Origin of the sequence: Micromonospora sp. C41 (assembly GCF_018070485.1) — a bacterium.
In the GTDB taxonomy this organism is placed as follows: Bacteria; Actinomycetota; Actinomycetes; order Mycobacteriales; family Micromonosporaceae; genus Micromonospora; species Micromonospora chalcea.
On the sequence record NZ_JAGPXP010000003.1, the window covers coordinates 84937 to 104746 of the forward strand.

At 73.8% G+C, this 19810-nt stretch carries 21 protein-coding genes and 1 pseudogene; 8 read left to right on the forward strand and 14 right to left on the reverse strand.

Annotation, left to right across the window (positions count from 1 at the left end):
• Window positions 1-33 precede the first annotated feature (33 nt).
• From KBX43_RS04405 to rimP, 11 genes and pseudogenes are all read right to left on the reverse strand, one after another.
• Window positions 34-354 (reverse strand): hypothetical protein, encoded by a 321-nt coding sequence (locus tag KBX43_RS04405; protein WP_199495902.1) that lies wholly within the window; start codon window positions 352-354, stop codon window positions 34-36.
• Between the two features lie 475 nt (window positions 355-829).
• Entirely contained in the window at window positions 830-1039 is a 210-nt protein-coding gene (locus KBX43_RS04410; RefSeq protein ID WP_176722875.1) for a DUF6186 family protein, read from the reverse strand.
• Window positions 1039-1446 (reverse strand): hypothetical protein, encoded by a 408-nt coding sequence (locus KBX43_RS04415; protein WP_043325811.1) that lies wholly within the window; start codon window positions 1444-1446, stop codon window positions 1039-1041. Before KBX43_RS04415 ends, KBX43_RS04410 begins: the two co-directional genes overlap by 1 nt.
• A gap of 136 nt (window positions 1447-1582) precedes the next feature.
• Entirely contained in the window at window positions 1583-2629 is a 1047-nt protein-coding gene (locus KBX43_RS04420) for a bifunctional oligoribonuclease/PAP phosphatase NrnA (protein WP_210883365.1), read from the reverse strand.
• Window positions 2626-3108 (reverse strand): 30S ribosome-binding factor RbfA, encoded by a 483-nt coding sequence (gene rbfA / locus KBX43_RS04425; protein WP_113971781.1) that lies wholly within the window; start codon window positions 3106-3108, stop codon window positions 2626-2628. Before rbfA ends, KBX43_RS04420 begins: the two co-directional genes overlap by 4 nt.
• A gap of 180 nt (window positions 3109-3288) precedes the next feature.
• Window positions 3289-3582: a DUF503 domain-containing protein gene (locus tag KBX43_RS04430; RefSeq protein WP_043325814.1), complete on the reverse strand. Its 294-nt coding sequence runs from the start codon at window positions 3580-3582 to the stop codon at window positions 3289-3291.
• 41 nt (window positions 3583-3623) lie between these two features.
• Window positions 3624-4667: a TRM11 family methyltransferase gene (locus KBX43_RS04435; RefSeq protein WP_210883367.1), complete on the reverse strand. Its 1044-nt coding sequence runs from the start codon at window positions 4665-4667 to the stop codon at window positions 3624-3626.
• A gap of 82 nt (window positions 4668-4749) precedes the next feature.
• Complete coding sequence (infB, locus tag KBX43_RS04440; protein WP_069089329.1) at window positions 4750-7755, reverse strand: translation initiation factor IF-2; 3006 nt, start codon at window positions 7753-7755, stop codon at window positions 4750-4752.
• A 93-nt stretch (window positions 7756-7848) separates the two neighbouring features.
• Window positions 7849-8185: pseudogene (locus KBX43_RS04445) on the reverse strand (YlxR family protein).
• 15 nt (window positions 8186-8200) lie between these two features.
• Complete coding sequence (gene nusA / locus KBX43_RS04450; RefSeq protein WP_030503423.1) at window positions 8201-9244, reverse strand: transcription termination factor NusA; 1044 nt, start codon at window positions 9242-9244, stop codon at window positions 8201-8203.
• Window positions 9241-9897 (reverse strand): ribosome maturation factor RimP, encoded by a 657-nt coding sequence (gene rimP / locus KBX43_RS04455; protein ID WP_043325821.1) that lies wholly within the window; start codon window positions 9895-9897, stop codon window positions 9241-9243. Before rimP ends, nusA begins: the two co-directional genes overlap by 4 nt.
• A 263-nt stretch (window positions 9898-10160) precedes the next feature.
• On the opposite strand from rimP, the gene KBX43_RS04460 reads away from it, so the two are divergent.
• The 7 genes from KBX43_RS04460 (at window position 10161) to KBX43_RS04490 (ending at window position 16582) form a co-directional block, all read left to right on the forward strand.
• Window positions 10161-10610 carry a hypothetical protein gene (locus tag KBX43_RS04460; RefSeq protein WP_210883583.1) on the forward strand — a complete coding sequence of 150 codons (450 nt, stop codon included), beginning with the start codon at window positions 10161-10163 and terminating at the stop codon, window positions 10608-10610.
• Window positions 10607-11050: a ferritin-like domain-containing protein gene (locus KBX43_RS04465; protein ID WP_166455505.1), complete on the forward strand. Its 444-nt coding sequence runs from the start codon at window positions 10607-10609 to the stop codon at window positions 11048-11050. The genes KBX43_RS04460 and KBX43_RS04465 overlap by 4 nt, the downstream gene beginning before the upstream one ends.
• A 69-nt stretch (window positions 11051-11119) precedes the next feature.
• Complete coding sequence (locus KBX43_RS04470; protein WP_030503427.1) at window positions 11120-11701, forward strand: PadR family transcriptional regulator; 582 nt, start codon at window positions 11120-11122, stop codon at window positions 11699-11701.
• A gap of 19 nt (window positions 11702-11720) precedes the next feature.
• Window positions 11721-12452 (forward strand): ABC transporter ATP-binding protein, encoded by a 732-nt coding sequence (locus KBX43_RS04475; RefSeq protein WP_174533537.1) that lies wholly within the window; start codon window positions 11721-11723, stop codon window positions 12450-12452.
• Complete coding sequence (locus KBX43_RS04480; protein ID WP_210883369.1) at window positions 12449-15127, forward strand: FtsX-like permease family protein; 2679 nt, start codon at window positions 12449-12451, stop codon at window positions 15125-15127. The genes KBX43_RS04475 and KBX43_RS04480 overlap by 4 nt, the downstream gene beginning before the upstream one ends.
• Before the next feature lie 153 nt (window positions 15128-15280).
• Window positions 15281-15748 (forward strand): nitroreductase family deazaflavin-dependent oxidoreductase, encoded by a 468-nt coding sequence (locus KBX43_RS04485; protein ID WP_043325828.1) that lies wholly within the window; start codon window positions 15281-15283, stop codon window positions 15746-15748.
• A 105-nt stretch (window positions 15749-15853) separates the two neighbouring features.
• A complete protein-coding gene (locus KBX43_RS04490; RefSeq protein WP_187693830.1) occupies window positions 15854-16582 on the forward strand; it encodes a nucleotidyltransferase domain-containing protein in 729 nt (242 codons plus the stop codon).
• A 13-nt stretch (window positions 16583-16595) separates the two neighbouring features.
• Here KBX43_RS04490 and KBX43_RS04495 read toward each other — a convergent pair whose 3' ends face one another.
• On the reverse strand, window positions 16596-17312 hold the full coding sequence (locus KBX43_RS04495; RefSeq protein ID WP_030503432.1) for a VIT1/CCC1 transporter family protein: 717 nt from the start codon (window positions 17310-17312) through the stop codon (window positions 16596-16598).
• Window positions 17309-18166 (reverse strand): type I methionyl aminopeptidase, encoded by an 858-nt coding sequence (gene map, locus KBX43_RS04500; RefSeq protein WP_043325831.1) that lies wholly within the window; start codon window positions 18164-18166, stop codon window positions 17309-17311. Before map ends, KBX43_RS04495 begins: the two co-directional genes overlap by 4 nt.
• 94 nt (window positions 18167-18260) lie before the next feature.
• Here map and KBX43_RS04505 point away from each other — a divergent pair, with 94 nt between their 5' ends.
• Window positions 18261-18575, forward strand: coding sequence for an STAS domain-containing protein (locus KBX43_RS04505; protein WP_187693829.1), 315 nt, complete (start codon window positions 18261-18263; stop codon window positions 18573-18575).
• A gap of 22 nt (window positions 18576-18597) precedes the next feature.
• Here KBX43_RS04505 and KBX43_RS04510 read toward each other — a convergent pair whose 3' ends face one another.
• On the reverse strand, window positions 18598-19752 hold the full coding sequence (locus tag KBX43_RS04510; RefSeq protein ID WP_210883371.1) for an aromatic acid exporter family protein: 1155 nt from the start codon (window positions 19750-19752) through the stop codon (window positions 18598-18600).
• Between the last annotated feature and the right edge of the window lie 58 nt (window positions 19753-19810).

A 19810-nucleotide genomic window follows, 5' to 3' on the forward strand; every position in this document is an offset into this window, starting at 1 on the left:
GCACGCTCCCGGTAAGGTCCGCAAGGCGGGGGGCTACTTACTTGCGTCGGCCAGGAACCGGGCCGTGTCACGCCGCAGGCAGCGCAGCCGGGAGGTGTCGCAGAGCACCAGCAGGTCGGCGCGGGGCAGCCGGAGGTCGAGCGTGCTCGCGTAGTTGCCGTCCATCACCCAGGCCGGGCGGGCGGCGAGCGCTGCCACCTCGGCGCGGAAGTCCGCCGGGGCCGGTGCGGTCCAGCCGGGGCGCCAGTAGTGCCGGTCGAGGTGGATCAGCGGAAGGTCGAGTCGCCGGGCCAGTTCACCGGCGAGCGTGCTCTTGCCGGCGCCGGAGGCGCCGACGACCAGGATGCGTCGCACCGGGTGACGGTAGCGCCGTCCGGCACGGCGGTCGGTCCCGAGCGGCGGTGACGTCGGCGTCGGGCCACGGGTGCGGCCCGGCCGGCGTCACCGCCGGACGGCGTACGTCACTGACGGGTGTCCATCGAGGTCTGCAGCGCGCGGCGCATCTGCTCGCGCGCCTCGTCGGTGGTGGTCTCGGTCTGCGGCTTGCGCTTGCTGGGCATCTGAGGTCCTTCCAGGGTGCGGTCCGCCGGACACGGCGGCCCTACGGGCGCCCGGCTGCGGTCCGGGATCACCGGAGCGGCTCGCCTGGCAGCGTGAGCCCGGGTCGGTCTGACCCTGGAGGGAGGCGAGGCCGGGTGCGGCAGCACCGCCCGTGACCAGCGCCGCGAAGCGCCGGCCCTCACCCAAATTAACGTTCACTTTCCAGATGCTGCCCACAGTTCCCGAAATGCGGAAAGATCAACCTCGTCGTCCGGCTCGGCCGGCCGCGTCAGCGCGCCAGGAAGTGCCAGCCCAGCCACCACCAGAAACCGAACAGGCCGATCCGCCCGACCGGCACCGGGCCCACCTCGTACCGCATCACGAAGGCGCAGACGTCGGCCAGCGACGGGACCCGCGAGCCCTCCCGGCGCGCCACCCATTCGACGACCGCGAACAGCACGAGCGAGACCAGAAACCCGCCGATCGCCAGTGCCCGCATCATCGGCGCACCAGTCCCCAGAACGTGGACAGCCACGCGAACCAGGCCGCCGAACGGATCACGCTGTCCTCCAGCAGCGGATCGGCCAGCCGGGAGAGGGTGGGGAAGTCGTCACCCGCCGCCGCCATGAACGTCGCCCCCTCGAAGACCCCGAAGACGGTCACCGGCACCAGCCACCAGAGCGCGACCGACGGCAGCCGGCGGGGCGCCGGGCGCCGGGGCACCCGGTTGCTCAGGCCGACCCAGATCAACCCTCCGCCGGTGGTGAGGATGTAGAGGTTGGCCGCGGTCGAGAAGGACGGAAGTTGACCGCCGACCAGGGACAAGCAGATCAGCACCGGCACGGAGACGACCGGCCGGTCCCAGGCCCGGGGCGCCTCGACGGTGAGCTCACGGGGATGATCCATCACCCGATTGTCCCCAGCGTCACGCACGGCGGAAAGGCTGGCACGCCTCGTAATCCCTGGAAAAGCCGCCGATCAGCTCACACTTCCGATCATCGCCGCGCCTCGGCCCGGCAGAAATATCAGCACAATTCCTCTTTTAGGGGGCTACCAGCGTTGCGGTAGCGAGTTCGGCCCGGATCCGTCCGACCAGCTCGTCGAGCGCGCCCCGCCCGGTGAAGCCGGCCGCGAACCGGTGCCCGCCACCGCCCAGCGCCACCGCCACCGCGCTCACGTCCACCGCGCCCTTGCTGCGCAGCGACACCGCCCACTCGGCCTCGCCCGCCTGCTTGATCACGCAGCTCACGTCCGCCTCCTCGGTGCACCGCACCGAGTCGATGAGCGCCTCCAGCACGTACGCCGGCTGGTCGTGCCGGACCAGGTCCTCGCGGGTCGCGTACGTCCAGACGAGCCCGTGCCCGGCGGCGGCCGCCGGTTCCAGCGTGGCCCGGCCGAGCACCTCGCCGAACAGGCGGACGGCGCCGAACGGGCGGGTGTCGAACACCCGCCGGGAGATGTCGCCGGGCCGGATGCCGGTAGCCAGCAGACGCGCCGCCATCCGGTGCACGGCAGGCGTGGTCGCCTCGAAGCGGAACGAGCCGGTGTCGGTGGTCAGCGCAACGTAGAGCCCGGTCGCCACCTCCGCGTCGAGCGTCGCCCCGAGCCGGTCCAGCAACTCCAGCGCGACCACCGAGGTGGCGGCGGCGTGCGGGTCGACCAGGTTGATCCGGCCGAAGCCGGTGTTCGAGGCGTGGTGGTCGAGCACCAGCGAGGTGCCCGCCGTGTCCAGCCGGCCCACCAGGTCACCCAGCCGCGACTCGCTCGCCGCGTCGAAGCAGATCACCAGATCCGGATCGGGGTACGTGTCGTCCTGCGGCACCAGCAGTTCCACGCCGGGCATCCAGCGGAACGGCTCGGGCACCTCCGGCGGGCCGGGGAAGGTCGCCTGGAGATCGCGTACGCCGAGCCGTCGCAGACCCAGCCCGAAGCCGAGCATGCTGCCCAGCGCGTCCCCGTCCGGGTTCACGTGGCAGATCAGCAGCACCCGCGCGTCGGCGGGAAGGTCGCGTACCGCCGCGACGGCCGCCGCCCACTCCGCTTCGGCCGGGCCGGCCGGCAGGCCACCCGCGACGGCGACCTCGGTCACCGGCGGTCGCCCTCGCGCGGCTCGTCGGCGGCGGCCGGCTCGTCGTCCGCGGCGTCCTCGTCGTCCTCGACCCGGTACGGCTGGGCGTCGCCCGCGTACGAGGACTTGGCGGCCAGCCGCTGCACCTCGGCGTCGGCGGTACGCGCTGCGGCGAGCAGGTCGTCGATGTGCTTGACCTGGTCCTGCACGTCGTCGAGGACGAAGGTCAGCGTCGGCGAGTGCCGCAGCCCGAGGGCCTTGCCGACGGTGCTGCGCAGCATGCCCTTGGCGCTCTCCAGCGCGGCGGCGGTGCTCGCCTGGGCCGCCGCGTCACCGAGCACCGTGTAGAAGACGGTGGCGTCGCGCAGGTCGGCGGTGATCCGGGCGTCGGTGATCGTGATCATGCCGAGCCGGGGGTCCTTGATCTGGCTGCGCACCACCGACGCGACGAGTTCCCGGATACGCTCCGCGTGCCGGCGAACCTTTGCCTGATCCGTCATGTCCCCACCTCCGGGATCACCTGTACCGATGACGGCGCCGGGTCACCGTGCGACCCGGGCCGTCGGCCGGAGACGGCGGGCGCGTGGGCGCCGCCGGGTCCGACCGCCCAACGCTGAAGAACACTACCCGCGTCCCACCGGACCTCACGCGGCACGGGCGGAGTACCGCGCGACGCGCCGTCAGTCGTCCTCGCCGTGCAGGCGACGGCGCACCGACAGCAGTTCGGTCTCCGGGCGGGCGGCGACCAGCCGCTCACAGGAGTCGAGCACCTCGCGGACGTGGGCCGGCTCGGCGGCCACCACCGCCACCCCGATCTCGGCCCGGCCGTGCAGGTCGAGCGCCCCCACCTCGGCGGCGGAGACCTCGAACTTGCGCAGCGCGGCGACGATCGGCCGGACGTAGGACCGCTTGGCCTTCAGGGACCGGGAGTCACCCGGGAGCAACAGGTCGAACAGTGCGGTTCCGGTATACACGGCGAGCAACGGTACGCCGGGTGGCGCACCCCGGCACGCGATTAAGGCGCGACCGCCACCAGCACGTCCCGCTCGATCGCCTGGTCGACCCGGTGGGCGAAGTCACCGAAGCCGGGGCCGTCGAGCACGCGCAGCCCGGCGTCGGCCAGCACCGCCTCCGCCTGCGCCCGCGGCGCCACGTGGGTGTTCCAGGACAGCCCGAGCGCGCCACCGGGGCGCAGCAGCTCCCGCCACACCGGCACGGCCGCGCTGAGCAGTTCCAGCGGGCTGCGGGACAACCCCTGATCGGTACGGCTGCCGTGCGCCACCCCGTACGGCGCGTCGGTCACGATCACGTCGGCGCAGCGGGGGCGCAGCGCCTCGCGGGCCCGGGTGGTGTCGGTGTTCAGCACGGTTACCCGCTGGGTGGCCCCGGCCCGGTGCTCGTCCCGCGACGGCGCGAGCACCGCCTCGAACCGGCGGGCCACCAGCTTGCGGTCCCGGCGCACCGACGTCGACTCGGTGGTGTGCTTGAGCCGCTTTCGGCGCAGCCAGGTACGCAGGAACGTCGCGTACGCGTCGACGTCCTTGCTGTCGCGCTCGACCCCGATGCCGTCGTAGCCGTACATCAGCGCCTGGTTGAGCGTGGTGCCCCGGCCGCAGAGCGGGTCCAGCACCACCACCGGCCCGTCCAGCATCCGCGGCGCGGCGGCGGAGGCGAGCACTGTGACGTTGAGCAGCAGCCGGGTGAACTGCTCGTTGGTCTTGCCGGCGTACTTGGGGATGGTGATCAGGTCGGAGTCGTACCGGGCCAGCGGGCGCAGCGGCACCGGCCGCAGCAGGTCGTCACCGACCCGCTCGAACAGCGCGTACGCCGCCGACAGGTTCGCCAGGTGGGCCAGGTCCCGCTCGCCGAGTCCGGGTTCGGGGGCGGTGAACGTCAGGTACTCCACCCCGCCGATCCGGGTGGCCTCGGCGTCGCCCGGCACCACGTCGAGCACGCCGGAGCCGGCGAACACGGCCAGTTCGGCGCGGGCCAGCCGGGCCGCCGCGTCGGCGTAGACGCGGTTGGCGGAGGGGGCGAGGAGCAGCGCGTACCGGATCACGCCGCAGATTGTCGCAGCCTGCGGAAACGGCGACGGCCGGGGCCCGAAGGCCCCGGCCGCCGGCCGGTCGTACGTGTGGAACTCAGGCGCGCGGCTTCTCGCGCATCTCGAACGTCTCGATGACGTCGCCGACCTGGACGTTGTTGTAGCCGCCCAGCGTCAGACCACACTCGAAGCCCTCGCGGACCTCGGTCGCGTCGTCCTTGAACCGCTTCAAGGAGCTGATCGTGAGGTTGTCCGCCACGACCGCACCGTCCCGCAGCAGCCGCGCCTTGGCGTTGCGGCGGATGAGGCCGGACCGGACGATACAGCCGGAGATGTTGCCGATCTTGGACGAGCGGAAGACGTCGCGGATCTCCGCGGTGCCCAGCTCGACCTCCTCGTACTCCGGCTTGAGCAGACCCTTGAGCGCGGCGTCGATCTCCTCGATGGCCTGGTAGATGACCGTGTAGTACCGGATCTCCACGCCCTCGCGGTCGGCCATCTCGCGGACCTTGTTCGAGGCCCGCACGTTGAAGCCGATGATCGTGACCGCCTCGGACGAGGCGCTCGCGAGCATGACGTCGCTCTCGGTGATCGCGCCCACGCCCCGGTGGATGATCCGAAGCTGGACCTCCTCCGGGATGTCGAGGTTGAACAGCGCGTCCTCGAGCGCCTCCACGGAACCGGAGACGTCGCCCTTGAGCACCAGGTTGAGCGAGGTCTTCTCGCCCTCCTTGAGCTGCTCCATGAGCGTCTCGAGGGTGGCCCGGCCACGGGAGTTGGCGAACGACGCCGCCCGCCTCCGCGCCTGCCGCTGCTCGGCGATCTGCCGCACGGTGCGGTCGTCCTCGGCGGCCAGGAAGGTGTCACCCGCACCCGGCACCGTGGTCAGACCCAGCACCATGACCGGACGCGCCGGACCGGCCTCGTCGACCGGCTTGCCGTTCTCGTCCAGCATGGCCCGCACGCGGCCGTGCGCCCCACCGGCGACGATCGAGTCACCGGCGCGCAGGGTGCCCTTCTGCACCAGCACGGTCGCCACCGCGCCACGGCCCTTGTCCAGGTGCGCCTCGATCGCGACACCCTGCGCCGGCCCGTCGATCGGAGCGGTCAGCTCCAGCGACGCGTCGGCGGTCAGCAGCACGGCCTCGAGCAGTTCCTCGATGCCGATGCCGGGCTTGGCCGCCACGTTGACGAACATGGTGTCGCCGCCGTACTCCTCGGCGACCAGGCCGTACTCGGTCAGCTGCTGGCGGACCTTGTCCGGGTTCGCCTCGGGCTTGTCGACCTTGTTGACCGCGACCACGATCGGCACGTCCGCCGCCTTGGCGTGGTTGAGCGCCTCGATGGTCTGCGGCATCACGCCGTCGTCCGCCGCCACCACCAGGATCACGATGTCCGTGACCTGGGCGCCACGGGCACGCATGGCGGTGAACGCCTCGTGACCCGGGGTGTCGATGAACGTCACCGCGCGGTCCTCGCCCTCGTGCGGGACGTGGACCTGGTAGGCGCCGATGTGCTGGGTGATGCCACCCGCCTCGCCGGCCACCACGTTCGCCTTGCGGATCGCGTCGAGCAGCTTGGTCTTACCGTGGTCGACGTGACCCATGACGGTCACGACCGGCGCACGGCTGACCAGGCGGTCCGCCGCGACCTCGGCGTCGAGGTCGATGTTGAACTGCGCGAGCAGCTCGCGGTCCTCGTCCTCCGGGCTGACGATCTGCACGTCGAAGCCGAGGTGCTCACCCAGCAACTGCAGGGTCTCGTCGGAGCACGACTGGGTCGCCGTCACCATCTCGCCCAGGTTGAACATCTCCTGGACCAGCGAACCCGGGTTGGCGTTGATCTTGTCGGCGAAGTCCGACAGCGAGGCGCCACGGGACAACCGGACGACCTGACCCTGACCGCGGGGCGCGCCCGAGGACATGGTCGGGGCCGACAGGTTGTCGAACTCCTGTCTGCGCTGCTTCTTGGACTTGCGACCGCGGGTCGGGCGACCGCCCGGACGCCCGAAGGCACCCGCAGCGCCACCGCCACGGCCACGACCGCCGCCACCGGGACGGCCACCGCCGCCGACCGGACCACCCGGACGGAAACCACCGCCGGGAGCACCGCCACCGCCGCCGGGACCGCCGCGGTAGCCACCGCCACCGCCGCCACCACCGGGACCGCCGCGGTAGCCACCGCCACCGCCGCCACCACCGGGTCCGCCGCGGTAGCCACCGCCACCGCCACCGGGACGACCGGCGCCACCACCGGGTCCGCCACGACCGCCACCGGGGCCGCCGGGACGGCCGGTGGTCGGACGCTGGCTCGGCATCGAGGCCGGGCTCGGCCGCGGCGGCATCGACGCCGGGCTGGGCCGCGGCGGCATGCCGGCCGGGCTGGGACGGGGACCGCCCGCACCGGCGGCCGGGGGCCGCTGCTGCTGGCCGCCCTGGATGCCGAACGGGTTGTTACCGGCGCCGCGCGCCGGCGGACGACCGCCGGGCCGGGCACCGGGGCCCTGACCCTGGCCCGGACCGCCGGGGCGACCGGCGGCCGGGGAACCCGGACGCGGCGGCATGGCGTTCGGGCCGGGACGCGGGCCGGGACGGGGACCGCCCTCGGCCGGAGGCTCCCGGCGTACGGTCTCGCGCTGCTGCTGGCGGGCGGCCTGCGCGGCCTTGACCGCGGCCTCCTGCTCAGCCTTCAGCGCGGCGGCACGCGCTTCGGCGGCCGCCACTTCGATGTCGTGCGCGCTCGCCGGCTTGGCGACCGGAGTCGCCGGCTGCGGCGGGCCGGGGACCGGGCCCTTGGGCTTCGGTCCAGGGGTCGGCGCAGCCGGACGCCGGGGCGGCATCGGCTTGGCCGAGACCCGGGGGGCACCCGGGGTCGGGGTGGGCGTCGGGGTCGGTGCCGGACCGCTGGGCGCGGCAGCCGGCGGGCCGGCGGGCGCCGACGAACCGGCTACGAAGGCGCTACGCAGCCGCCGGGCGACAGGCGCCTCGACGGTGCTGGACGCGGACTTCACGAACTCGCCCATTTCCTTGAGCTTGGCGAGAACGGTCTTGCTTTCGACCCCGAGCTCCTTGGCAAGCTCGTGTACGCGGGCCTTTCCTGCCACTGCACTCCTCACTCCGAGGTCGTGCGGGCAGCACCCGCAGCGACCTCACTCGTGCACTTGAAGCCTGGTCATTTCAGGGACTTCATCGTGTGCTCATGTCGGTCGTCCTACCTTGCTAGCGACCCTCGACCGGTCGGGCTTGACCGGTCGTCGGGGGTTGCGCGTCGACGTGCTCCGCAAGCGCACCGTGGTCAGGAACCCCGGTGAGGCGCAGTGCCCGCCCGAAGGCGCGACGCCGCACCGCCTGCGCGAAGCAGGCCGGATCAGGGTGCATGTTCGCTCCCCGACCCGGCAGTCTGCGGGCCGGATCGGGCCTGAGACTGATGTGACCAGCCTCGTCACCGATCGCGACAACCCGCAACAACTCGCTGGCCGGCGCCCGTTTCCGGCAGCCCACACAGGTGCGCTCCGGAATCGCGCGTCGTGCCACTGAGTAAGTCTACCCCTAGCCGCCGGAGATCGCGCCGCCCGGCTCCGGGACGTGATCAGCTCCGCCCCGGCTCTGCGGGGCCGCGGTCTCCGCGTCGGACCGGATGTCGATGCGCCAACCGGTCAGGCGGGCCGCCAGGCGGGCGTTCTGCCCTTCCCGGCCGATCGCGAGCGAGAGCTGGAAGTCCGGGACCGTCACCCGGGCGGTACGGGAGGCCAGGTCGACCACCTCGACCCGCAGCGCCTTGGCCGGCGACAACGCGTTGCCGACGAACGTCGCCGGGTCGTCCGACCAGTCGATGATGTCGATCTTCTCGCCGTGCAGCTCGCTCATCACCGCGCGGACCCGCTGCCCCATCGGGCCGATGCAGGCGCCCTTGGCGTTGACTCCGGACGCGGTCGAGCGGACCGCGATCTTCGTACGGTGACCTGCCTCACGGGCGATCGCGCCGATCTCCACGGTGCCGTCGGCGATCTCCGGCACCTCCAGCGCGAACAGCTTCTTCACCAGCGCCGGATGCGACCGGGACAGCGTGATCTGCGGGCCGCGCATGCCCTTGGCGACGTGCACGACCACGCAGCGGATCCGCTCGCCGTGCTCGTACCGCTCGCCCGGGACCTGCTCGGACTGCGGCAGGACACCCTCCAGCTTGCCCAGGTCGACGCTGACGATGCCCTTCTCCCGGCGCGTCTCGTGCGCCTGCACCACGCCGGTGACCAGGTCACCGTCGCGGCCCACGTACTCGCCGAAGTGCACCTCGTCGGTGGCCTCCCGCAGCCGTTGGAGGATCACCTGCTTGGCGGTCATGGCGGCGATCCGCCCGAAGTCGTGCGGGGTGTCGTCCCATTCCCGGGTGACGGTGCCGTCGGCGTCGAGCTCCTGCGCGAAGACCGAGGCGGCCCCGCTCTTGCGGTCGATCTCCACCCGGGCGTGCGACTCGGCGCCGTCGGTGTGCCGGTAGGCGGTCAGCAGCGCGGTCTCGATCGCCGCGAGGATCGTGTCGAACGGGATCTCCCGCTCGCGCTCCAGGGCGCGCAGCGCCGCGAGGTCGATGTTCACCTCTCCTCGTCCTCCAGATCTTCGTCGTCGTCGGTGTCTGTGTCGTCGCCGAGGTCCTCGTCGGCCAGGTCGTCCAGGCGGCTGAACTCCACCTGGACCCGGCCGGGCCCGAGCTCGGCGTACGGGTGTGCCACGGGGCCGGCGTCGGTCTCCAGCTCCACGCGCTCGTCGTCGGCGGCCGTGATCCGGCCGGTGAGCTGGCGGTCCCCGGCGTCGCCGCGGACGGTGACCTTGACCAGCCGGCCCACGTTGCGCCGCCAGTGCCGGGGCAGGGTGAGCGGGCGGTCCACGCCGGGCGAGCTGACCTCCAGCTGGTACTCGCCGGCCACGATGTCGCCGCCGGACTCCTCCGCCGCGTCCAGGGCCGCCGACACCGCGCGGGAGATGTCCGCCACGGCGTCCAGGTTGATCCCGCCGTCGGCGTCCACGATCACCCGGACCACGTGCCGCCGTCCGGCGCGGGAGACGGAAAGGTCCTCCAGGTCGTAGCCGGCCGCGGCGACGACCGGTTCGATCACCTCGCGCAGCCGGTTGCGGCGCGCGTTCAGATCGCCACGGGGTGCGCCGCTGCGCTCCGCGCCGCGGGGGCCGTCGGACCGGCGGGGCCGCCCGGCGGGCCCCGTCGGCCGGGTGGCACGGCCACGCTGCGTCATTCCGCGCACCTCTCCTGCTGTTGCCACGACCCGCGGGCCGTGTTGTCCCGGGCCGGTGCGGGCGGTCGGCCCGCCATACCGGCACGCCACCGGGGCGTCCGCGCCCGGTGGTTGCGCAGAGCGTAACGCTAACGGCCGCGGACGGACCCGGCGGCGCACCGAGACCCTGACCCACGAGGCGGCGCGAATGGTGTTGACTCTGTCAGGTGGGGACCGGCAGAACACCATCCGACCAGGTCAGAGCGGGGCATTCCCGGCGCTGGCTGCTGCGCGCCGGAGGGCTCGTGGCGCTCGGCGGCGCGGCCGCGCCGCTGACCGGTTGTGATCTTTTCGACCGCGACCAGGAGCCACCGGCGCCTGATGCGCTGGAGCCGCTGGCCGCCGAGGCGCTGGCGCTGGAGGCCCGCTACCGGGCCGCCGCCACCGCCGCCCCGGCGCTCGCCGAACGGCTCACCCCGATCGCCGACGCGCACAAGGCGCACGCCGAGGAGCTACGCCGGGTCATCGGCCGACCGGCTCCCTCCGGCACACCGGCGGCCGCCGGCTCGGCGAGCGCGCCCGCGCCCGACGCCGTGCTCACCGAGCTGCGTCAGGCCGAGCAGGAGGGCCGGACCAACGCGGCGAAGGCCTGCGCCGAGGCGCCGGCCGAGCGGGCCGCGCTGCTCGGCTCGATCGCCGCCGCGCGGGCGACCCACGTGGAGGCCCTGAAGTGAACAACCCGACGACCGGCCCGGCCCAGGCCCTCGCCGACGCGCTCGCCGCCGAGTACGCGGCGATCTGGGCGTACGGGGTGATCGGCGTGCACCTCACCGGCGCGGCGCGGACGGCGGCCCGGGCCGCCGAGGCGGCGCACCGGTCCCGCCGCGACGCGCTGCTCCTGCAGCTCGCCGAGGGCTCCGGGCAGGTACCCGCGGACCGGGCCGGGTACGCGCTGCCCTATCCGGTCACCGACCGGGCGGGAGCGCTGCGGCTGGCGGTGGAGATCGAGGAGCGGACCGCCGGGCACTGGCGGGCCGCGCTCGCGCACACCAGCGGCGTGGAGCGGAACACGGCGCTCGCCGCGCTCACCGACTGCGCGCTGCGGGCCAGCCGCTGGCGGCGTACGGCGGGCGTGACACCGGTCACCGTTCCGTTCCCGGGCCGCCCCGCCTGAGCGCGACGCCGGTCACCCGGCGAAGCTTCCCGGTTGCGCTGCGCATACCAGGTATGCATACTCGCGGTCATGTCCATCCGTCACGGCCTGCTCGCCCTTCTCGAACGCGGCCAGATGTACGGCTATCAGCTCCGTGCCGCGTTCGAGGAGTCCACCGGGTCGACCTGGCCACTGAACATCGGGCAGGTCTACACCACGCTGGCCCGGCTGGAACGCGACGGACTGGTGCGCCCGCTGCCGGAGAACGAGAGCGGGCAGCGGCCGTACGAGATCACCGACGCCGGACGGGCGGACCTGGCGATGTGGTTCGCCACCCCGATCAGCCGCGCCGACCGTCCCCGCGACGAGTTGTCGATCAAGCTGGCGCTGGCGTTGACCACGCCGGGCGTCGACGTGCGGGCGGTGGTGCAGACCCAGCGCACCGCCACCATGCGCGCGCTTCAGGAGTTCACCCGGTTGAAGTACACGAGCGACAAGCCGGAGGATCTACCCTGGCGGCTGGTGCTGGACGCGATGATCTTCCAGACCGAGGCCGAGGTGCGGTGGCTCGACCACTGCGAGACCAGCCTGGTCCGGCACCGCCCGGCGCCGATCCGGGCGGTCGACCACCCCGAGGCGGTGGACCGGGCCGGCGACGAAGCCCGCCGGTGAACCGGCACGGGAGGCGCTGATGGACCCGATCGACGGGGTGCTGGAACTGCGGGACGTACGCCGTACCCACGGCGCCGGTGAGGCCGCCGTGCACGCGCTGCGCGGCGTGAGCCTGACCGTGCGGGCCGGGGAGCTGGTGGCGGTGATGGGCCCGTCCGGGTCCGGCAAGTCCACGCTGCTGGCGCTGGCCGGTGGCCTGGACCGGCCCACCGGCGGCGAGGTGGTGGTCGAGGGCGAGGCGCTGGTCGGGCTGTCCGCCCGGGAGCTGGCCCGGCTGCGCCGCCGCCGGATCGGGTACGTCTTCCAGGATCTGAACCTGCTCGGCAGCCTGACCGCGGTGGAGAACGTGGCGCTCCCCCTGGAACTGGACGGCGCCGGCGTACGGGCGGCCCGCCAGTCGGCCCTCGACGCGCTGCGCGAGGTCGACCTGGAGGACCTGGCCGACCGCTTCCCGGACCAGATGTCCGGCGGCCAGCAGCAGCGGGTGGCGATCGCCCGGGCCCTCGTCGGCGAACGCCGCCTGGTCCTCGCCGACGAGCCGACCGGCGCGCTGGACTCGCAGACCGGTGAGGCGGTGCTGCACCTGCTACGCCGCCGGGTCGACGCCGGGGCGGCCGGGGTGCTGGTCACCCACGAGGCCCGGCACGCCGGCTGGGCGGACCGGGTGGTCTTCCTGCGCGACGGGGTGATGGTCGACTCGACCGCCCCGCTGATCGGCGTCGACCACCTGCTCAGCGGCAGCCTCCGGTGACCGGCGGCCGCCTCGCCGCCGTACGCGGATCGTGGCGGACCGCGCTGCGGATCGCCCGCCGGGAGGCCCGGCGGTCCCGGCGGCGCACGCTGCTGGTGCTGGTGATGATCGCGCTGCCGGTGCTCGGCCTCAGCTTCGCCGCGGTCAGCTACGACATGTCGGATCTGACCCGCGCCGAGCGGATCGAGCGCCAGCTCGGCGGCGCCGACGTGGCGCTGCGCTGGGACAGCCTGACGGCGGTGACACAGGACGCCTGGGGCGAGTCGGCCTGGCCGGTCCAGGGCGAATGGGTCGGCCGGACCCGTCCGGCGACCGCCGAGGAGGTGCGCGCGCTGCTGCCCGAGGGCAGCCGGGTGGCCCGAACGCGCTGGTGGATGACGTTCTCGACGCGGATCGCCCGGCACGTCGAGTCGCTCGACGCGCGCGCCCTGGACCTGACCGACCCGCTCACCCGGCCGCTGGCCCGGGTCCTCGACGGCCGGCCGCCGGTGCGCCCGGACGAGATCGCGGTCAGCCCGGCGGCGCTGCGCCGGCTCGACACCCGCATCGGCAACCCGGTACGCACCATCGACGGCGCCACGTACCGGGTGGTCGGGGTGGTGGAGTACCCGGACAACCTCCGGGAGGTGATCACGCTGGCCGGGGTGACCCCGGAGACCGCGGCCGGCAGCGACACCTGGCTGGTGGACCTGCCCGGCCCGCTCGACCCGGGGCTCGCCGACCGGCTGAACGCGCAGGGCATCCAGATCGTCGTCCGCGACCCGCTGCCCGGGCGGGAGGAGCTCACCCGCGGTATGCGCGTGCCGGACGCCGACGAGGCCGGCGTCGTCGGCGTGGTCGGCGGGCTGGGCCTGCTGGAGGTGGTGCTGCTGGTCGGCCCGGCCTTCGCGGTGAGCGTCCGCCGTCGGCGGCGCGACCTCGCGCTCGTCGCGGTGGCCGGTGGCGACGCCTCCCACCTGCGCCGGATCGTGCTCGCCGACGGGGTGGTGCTCGGCGCCGGCGGGGCCGCCCTCGGGCTGCTGCTCGGCATCGGCGCCGCGTTCGCCGGCCGGCCGCTCGTCGAGCAGTACCTGCTCGGGGAGCGCCTCGGGGCGTACCGGATCTTCCCGACCGCGCTGGTGGCGATCGCCGCGACGGCGGTGCTGGCCGGGGTGCTGGCGGCGATGGCGCCGGCCTGGACGGCGGCCCGGCAGGACGTGGCGACCGGCCTGGCCGGCCGGCGCGACGGGTCCCGGCCCCGCCGCCGCTGGCTGCTGATCGGGGTGGCGCTCACCGTCGCCGGGACCGCGATCGCCGCGTTCGCCGCCGGCCGCACCTCGCAGACCGGCGTGCTGGCCGGTGTCGCCCTGGGCGAGCTGGGGCTGGTGTTCTGCACCCCGACGCTCGTGGGCGTGCTGGGCCGGGCCGGCCGGCTGCTGCCGCTCACCCCCCGGCTCGCGTTGCGCGACGCCAGCCGCAACCGGTCGTCGGCCGCGCCGGCCATCTCGGCGGTGATGGCCGCCGTCGCCGGAAGCGTCGCGCTCGGCGTCTACGTGGCGAGTGATGAGACCCGCTCCCGGGAACTCTGGCAGCCCGGCCTGCCGCCGGGCAACGTGCTGCTCACCCACTCCGGGCCGACCCCGACGGGCCCGCCGTCGGCCGAGGTCGTCGCCGCCCGGGCCCGCACGGTCCTGCCCGACGCCACAGTGGTGTCGGTTGCGACCCCCGGGTGCGCCGGCGACGTCCGGGACAAGAACGACTGCGCGGCGTACGCGCTCGTTCCGCCGGAGCGGCGCTGCCCGTACACCTCCTCCGACCCGGTCCCCGACTCGGCCCGGCGCGATCCGCGCTGCGTGAGCCCCTTCCAGGAGCCGGTCGACGTCTACCTGCCGGCGCTCGTGGACGACGGCGCCGCGCTGGCCGCGCTCACCGGCGCGCCCGCCGACGAGCTGGCCGCCGCGCGCCGGACGCTCGCCACCGGCGGCGTGGTGGTCACCGACGCCCGGCGGGTGGTGGACGGGCAGGTCCGGGTGGAGGTCAACTACAACTCCGGCGGCCCGCCCACCGGGCGTCTCCTGCCCGCGTACGCGCTGCGCGGCGGTCTCAGCGTCGACCGGCTGGTGCTCTCCCCCGCCGCCGCGGACGCGCTCGGCCTGTCCGCCGTACCGCTTGGCTACCTGCTGGACACCGCCGGCTCGCCCACCGATCGGCAGATGGAGATGCTGACCGACGAGCTGTACGACATCGGGCCCATGTCGGCGCAGGTGGCGACCGCCGACCCGCCGTCGGACCAGCGCCCGATGCTGCTCCTGCTGGCGGTGGCCTCGGGGGTGATCACGCTGGGCGCCGCCGCTGTCGCCACCGGCCTCGCCGCGGCCGAGGGCCGCCGGGACCTGTCCACGCTCGCAGCGGTGGGCGCCGATCCCCGGGTACGCCGCCTGCTGTCGCTCTGCCAGGCCGGGGTCATCGCGGTGCTCGGCTCCGCGCTGGGCATCGTCGCCGGGCTCGGCTCCGCCGTGGTCGTCCTGGCCGCGCTCAACCAGCGGTACGCGGACTCCTGGCCGGTGCAGCCGCCGTACCCGGTGACGGTGCCCGGCGTGACGCTCGCCGCGCTGGTCGTGGTGCCGCTGGTGGCGATGGGCGGCGCGGCGCTGTTCACCAGGTCCCGCCTGCCGATCGAACGCCGGCTCGACTGAGCCGGCCACCCATGCATGATCCACACCATTTCCCCGGAGTGGCGGCATCGCGGTGGGGTGGATGCCACCACTTCGGGGAAATGGAGTCGACCTTGGGGCGGACTGACCGTCCGAGGGGGTGACGGGGCGCGGTGCGGGCGGCACACTTGTCGGATGTCAGCCCTGGGAACCCTCACCCGCCGTCTCGGTCACCAGCGTTGGTTCGGCGCCACCATGCGCCTGCTCGTCCCGGCCGACCGGCTGGTCGGCCGGATGACGAAGGGCCGAGTGGTCGCCTTCGGGCTCGTGCCCACGCTGGTGCTCACCTCCACCGGCCGCCGCTCCGGCAAGCCCCGCAGCAACCCCCTGGTGTACGTCCCCGACGGCGACGCCTACGTGGTGATCGGCTCGAACTGGGGGCAGCAGCACCAGCCGTCCTGGACGTTCAACCTGATGGCTAATCCGGCCGCCGAGGTGGACGTCAAGGGACGCCGGATCCCGGTCACCGCCGAGCAGGTCACCGGCGAGGAACGGGAACGGCTGTTCCAGCGGCTGGTGCAGGAGTGGCCTGCGTACCGCACGTACGTCGAGCGCGCCGGTAACCGCGAGATCCGCGTCTTCCGCCTGGTCCCGAACGCCTGAGCGCCCCTGCCGCGGACGCGCACAATCCGACATCCGCGCCACCGGGGCCGCCCGGCCCGATCTGGCTAGGGTTGCCGCAGGCGAGCGCTCGGACGGAGGTGGACCGTGGCTGTCGACGTGAACGCCGAGCGGCGTCTGGACGACCCGCGGTGGCAGGTGGCCGAGCGCGTCGGTGACGCCGTCCTGCGGCGGTTCCCGGCCGATGTGCTGGCGGTCGCCGTACACGGTCCGCTCGCGCACGGCGACGACGACGGCGGCGGGGACCGCGAGGTCGGGTTGCTGGTCGTCACCTACCGGCCCGGCGCCGGGCCGCCGCCGGCCACCCGCCGGGTCGACGGGGTGCTCGTCGACCTGACAGTGGCCGGGGCGGACGACTACCTGCGCCGGGCGACGACGATCACGTCCCGGTGGCCGCTGGCCGCTGATCGGTACGTCACCACCCGCGCCCTGCACGACCCGACCGGCTGGCTGCCGAAGCTGCGCGACGAGCACCTGGCACGACTGGCGCGGGCCCGGCCGGCGGAGTTCACCGGCGCCGCGCGGCAGGCGTGGTACCGGGGCAGCGCGGCGCACGCCCGGGCGTTGCGGCTGGCCGAGTGGTACGAGACGGACCAGGCGCTGCTCATGCTCGGCGAGGCGCGGCTGGCCGCGGCGACGGTGCAGGGGCTGTTCAGCCGCACCTACTTCCGCGACCCCGGGGACGCGGTGCGGCGAACCGGGCTGGCCGGAGCGGACATGACCGAGGTGGGCGCGGCGCTGACCCGCCAGGCCGAGGAGCTGGCCGCCCGGGGCCGGCCGGTCGACGGCACGATCGACGACCTGCTGTCCGGCTGAGGACGGCTCCGCCTCAGCCGATGCCGCCGCCGACGCCGATCAGCGCGCCGATCAGGTAGGTGGCGCCGGCCGCCAGCGCGCCGAGCAGCAGCTGCCGCAGACCGGCACGCCACCAGGCACGGTTGGTGAACCGGGCCACGATCGCACCGGCGACGAAGAGGCCGACGCCGCCGACGGCGAGCGCCAGCCAGAGGCTGGTGAAACCGAGCAGGTACGGCAGCAGCGGCACCAGCGCGCCGATCGAGAAGCAGACGAACGACGAGATCGCGGCGGCCCACGGGCTCGGCTGGTCGTCGGGGTCGACGCCCAACTCCTCCCGCACGTGCACCCGCAGCGCCTCCTCCGGGTTGGCGCGTACCGCCTCGGCGACCTGCGTCGCCAGCTCGCGGGGCAGTCCACGGGCGACCCAGGCGTCGGCCAGCTCCCGGGCCTCGGCCTCCGGGTGGCGTTCCAGCTCGCGCCGCTCCTTGGCCACCTCGGCGGCGACCTGCTCGTTCGCGGACCGGACGCTCGTGTACTCGCCGAGACCCATCGAGATGGCGCCCGCCACCAGGCCGGCCGCGCCGGTGAGCACCACGTTGCGCGGGGACACCCCGCCGCCGCCCACACCGGCGATCAGCGCGATGTTGGTGACCAGTCCGTCCATCGCGCCGAAGACGGCCGGCCGCAGCCAGCCGCCGGAGACGTCCGCGTGGTGCGCCTCGCGCAGCGCCGCCGGGGTGTCGGTCACGGCAGCGTCAGGATCTCGTAGCCGTCGTCGGTGACGACGATGGTGTGCTCGAACTGGGCCGTCCACCGGCGGTCCTTGGTGACCACGGTCCAGCCGTCGTCCCACATGTCGTACTGGTAGGTGCCGAGCGTGATCATCGGCTCGACGGTGAACGTCATGCCGGGCTCCATCACGTCGGTGGGGCGCGGACTGTCGTAGTGCGGCACGTAGAGGCCACTGTGGAACGCCTCGCCGATGCCGTGCCCGGTGAAGTCGCGGACCACGCCGTAGCCGAAACGCTTCGCGTACGACTCGATCACCCGGCCGATGACGTTGATCTGCCGGCCCGGCGCGATGGCCTTGATGCCGCGCATCATCGCCGTGTGGGTCCGCTCGACAAGCAGGCGGGCCTCCTCGCTCACCTCGCCCACGCAGAACGTGGCGTCGGTGTCGCCGTGCACGCCGTTCAGGTACGCGGTGACGTCGACGTTGATGATGTCGCCGTCCTGGAGCACCGTCGAGTCGGGGATGCCGTGGCAGATCACCTCGTTGAGGCTGGTGCAGCACGACTTCGGGAAACCCCGGTAGCCGAGCGTCGACGGGTAGGCGCCGTGGTCGCAGAGGAACTCGTGCACCACCCTGTCGATCTCGTCGGTGGTCACCCCCGGCTTGCAGTGCTCACCGGCGAGCTGGGTGGCCTGCGCGGCGAGGCGCCCGGCCACGCGCATCTTCTCGATGGTCTCCGGCGTCTGCACGTGCGAGCCGCGCCACTCCTGCGGGCGCTTCTTACCCACGTACTCCGGGCGCGGGATGTGGGCGGGAACCGCTCGCCACGGGGAGAGCGTGCCGGGGGTCAGCGGCGCACGGACGGTCATGGCCCAAGCCTATCGCCGGGGGTGGTGTGCCCCCCGCCACAGCCCGGCCGGGCAGGTTGTTGCCGTACCGCAAACGCTGTGCCATTGTTGCTCCGTGGATCAAGGGGGCGCGGCGCCCGTCTTCTCCGTGACGGCGCAGGTCGACGGCGACCAAGTGCGCGTCCAGGTGACCGGCGAGGTCGACATGGCGACCGCCGACACCATGTTCCAGACCGCGCTCCGCGAGCCTGCCAAGCAGCTCACGCTCGACCTGCGGGCGGTGACCTTCTTCGACTCGGCCGCCATCCACGCGGTGGTCCGGCTCGCCCAGCGGTTCCCGAACGCGCTCACCGTGCTGCCGTCCCCGCAGGTCCGGCGCGTGCTGGACATCTCCGGCCTGGGCGACCAGGACTGGCTCGCCCCCACCTGACCGACTCGGGTGCCCTTCGGGTCTAGAAGGCGTCTCCCATCGCCGGCGGCAGGGGCAGGTCCGGTCTCGGCTGCCCCTGATCCGACGCGGGGTGCCGCTTTCCCGACTCCCCGGCGGTATCCGGGGCGAGATCACGACGCAGCGACTCGGCGTCGCGCTTGCGCACCCCGCTCGCCCGGATCGTGTTCACCGCGATGATGGTGAGTTCGTTCGCCACGTTGATGCCGCTGACGCGCAGGCCGCTGCGCAACGCCTCCTGAACCAGGCGGAGGGCAGACATCGCGGCCCGCTGGGAACGGGAGGGCCGGCTGGCGGACGGGGACCAGCCCTTACCGACGGTGCGCGCGGCCTCGCCCAGGCACCGCGCGGCCTCGGCGAGCGACGGCGGAACGGGCTCGTCGTCACGGATCGCGCGTTCGAGGTTGAGCGCGACGTCGCGGCTGTGCAGCAGGGAGCGGATCATGAGGATGGCGCCGTGCCGCCATCCCTGCAACGCGCTCTGGTTGTGCCACCGCAGCGGCGAGATGCGGACGACCTCGTCGGCGCCCGACATTGCGGCCTCCACCTCCGAGGTGTCGAGCCGGCGCAGCCTGTCGAGACCCTGACGGGCCAGCTCGGCGTCCCGGGCCAGGGCCGCGTCGGCGAGGCGGTCCAGCTCGGCGGCCATCTGGTCGAGCAGTGGCCGGCCGGCCCGCCGGATCCGGTGGATCGGGTGCAGGGGCAGCACCACGACCGCGACCAGGATGCCGACCACTCCACCGACGACGCCGTCGAGGAAGCGGGGCAGCGCGATGTCGGTCCGGGCCGGGAAGAGCACGGCGATCACCAACGCGCTGCCGCCGACCTGGGTGACGAACGCGCCCTCGTCGCTGAGCAGGACGGCGACGAGGATCGCGGCGGCGACGATGACGCCGATCTGTACGTATCCCTGCCCGACCCAGGAGACCAGCAGGTCGCCCAGCGCGATGCCCACCGCCACGCCGGCGATGAGCAGCAGCGTACGGCGGAAGCGCTGACTCACCGAACTGGCGATGGTGCCGACCGCGACGGCGGGCGCGAACAGCGGTTGCGGGTTGTGGATCAGATCCTTCGCGACCCACCACGCGACTGCGGCGGCCACCCCGCACTGCACCGCCACGAGCAGGCTCAACCGCACCCGCCGCAGTCGCTCTCCCACGGTCGCCCGGCCAGTGCGGCGAATCGCCGTCCACGCCGCGCCAACCGGGTCGTTCCCG

What these genes read in the sequence shown, in the direction of transcription:
- rbfA (WP_113971781.1), bottom strand. Translation starts at nt 3,108, where the DNA reads ATGACGGATCAGGCAAAGGTTCGCCGGCACGCGGAGCGTATCCGGGAA.
- map (WP_043325831.1), bottom strand. Translation starts at nt 18,166, where the DNA reads ATGACCGTCCGTGCGCCGCTGACCCCCGGCACGCTCTCCCCGTGGCGA.
- KBX43_RS04485 (WP_043325828.1), top strand. Translation starts at nt 15,281, where the DNA reads ATGTCAGCCCTGGGAACCCTCACCCGCCGTCTCGGTCACCAGCGTTGG.
- rimP (WP_043325821.1), bottom strand. Translation starts at nt 9,897, where the DNA reads ATGACGCAGCGTGGCCGTGCCACCCGGCCGACGGGGCCCGCCGGGCGG.
- KBX43_RS04415 (WP_043325811.1), bottom strand. Translation starts at nt 1,446, where the DNA reads ATGGATCATCCCCGTGAGCTCACCGTCGAGGCGCCCCGGGCCTGGGAC.
- KBX43_RS04470 (WP_030503427.1), top strand. Translation starts at nt 11,120, where the DNA reads ATGTCCATCCGTCACGGCCTGCTCGCCCTTCTCGAACGCGGCCAGATG.
- KBX43_RS04410 (WP_176722875.1), bottom strand. Translation starts at nt 1,039, where the DNA reads ATGCGGGCACTGGCGATCGGCGGGTTTCTGGTCTCGCTCGTGCTGTTC.
- KBX43_RS04475 (WP_174533537.1), top strand. Translation starts at nt 11,721, where the DNA reads ATGGACCCGATCGACGGGGTGCTGGAACTGCGGGACGTACGCCGTACC.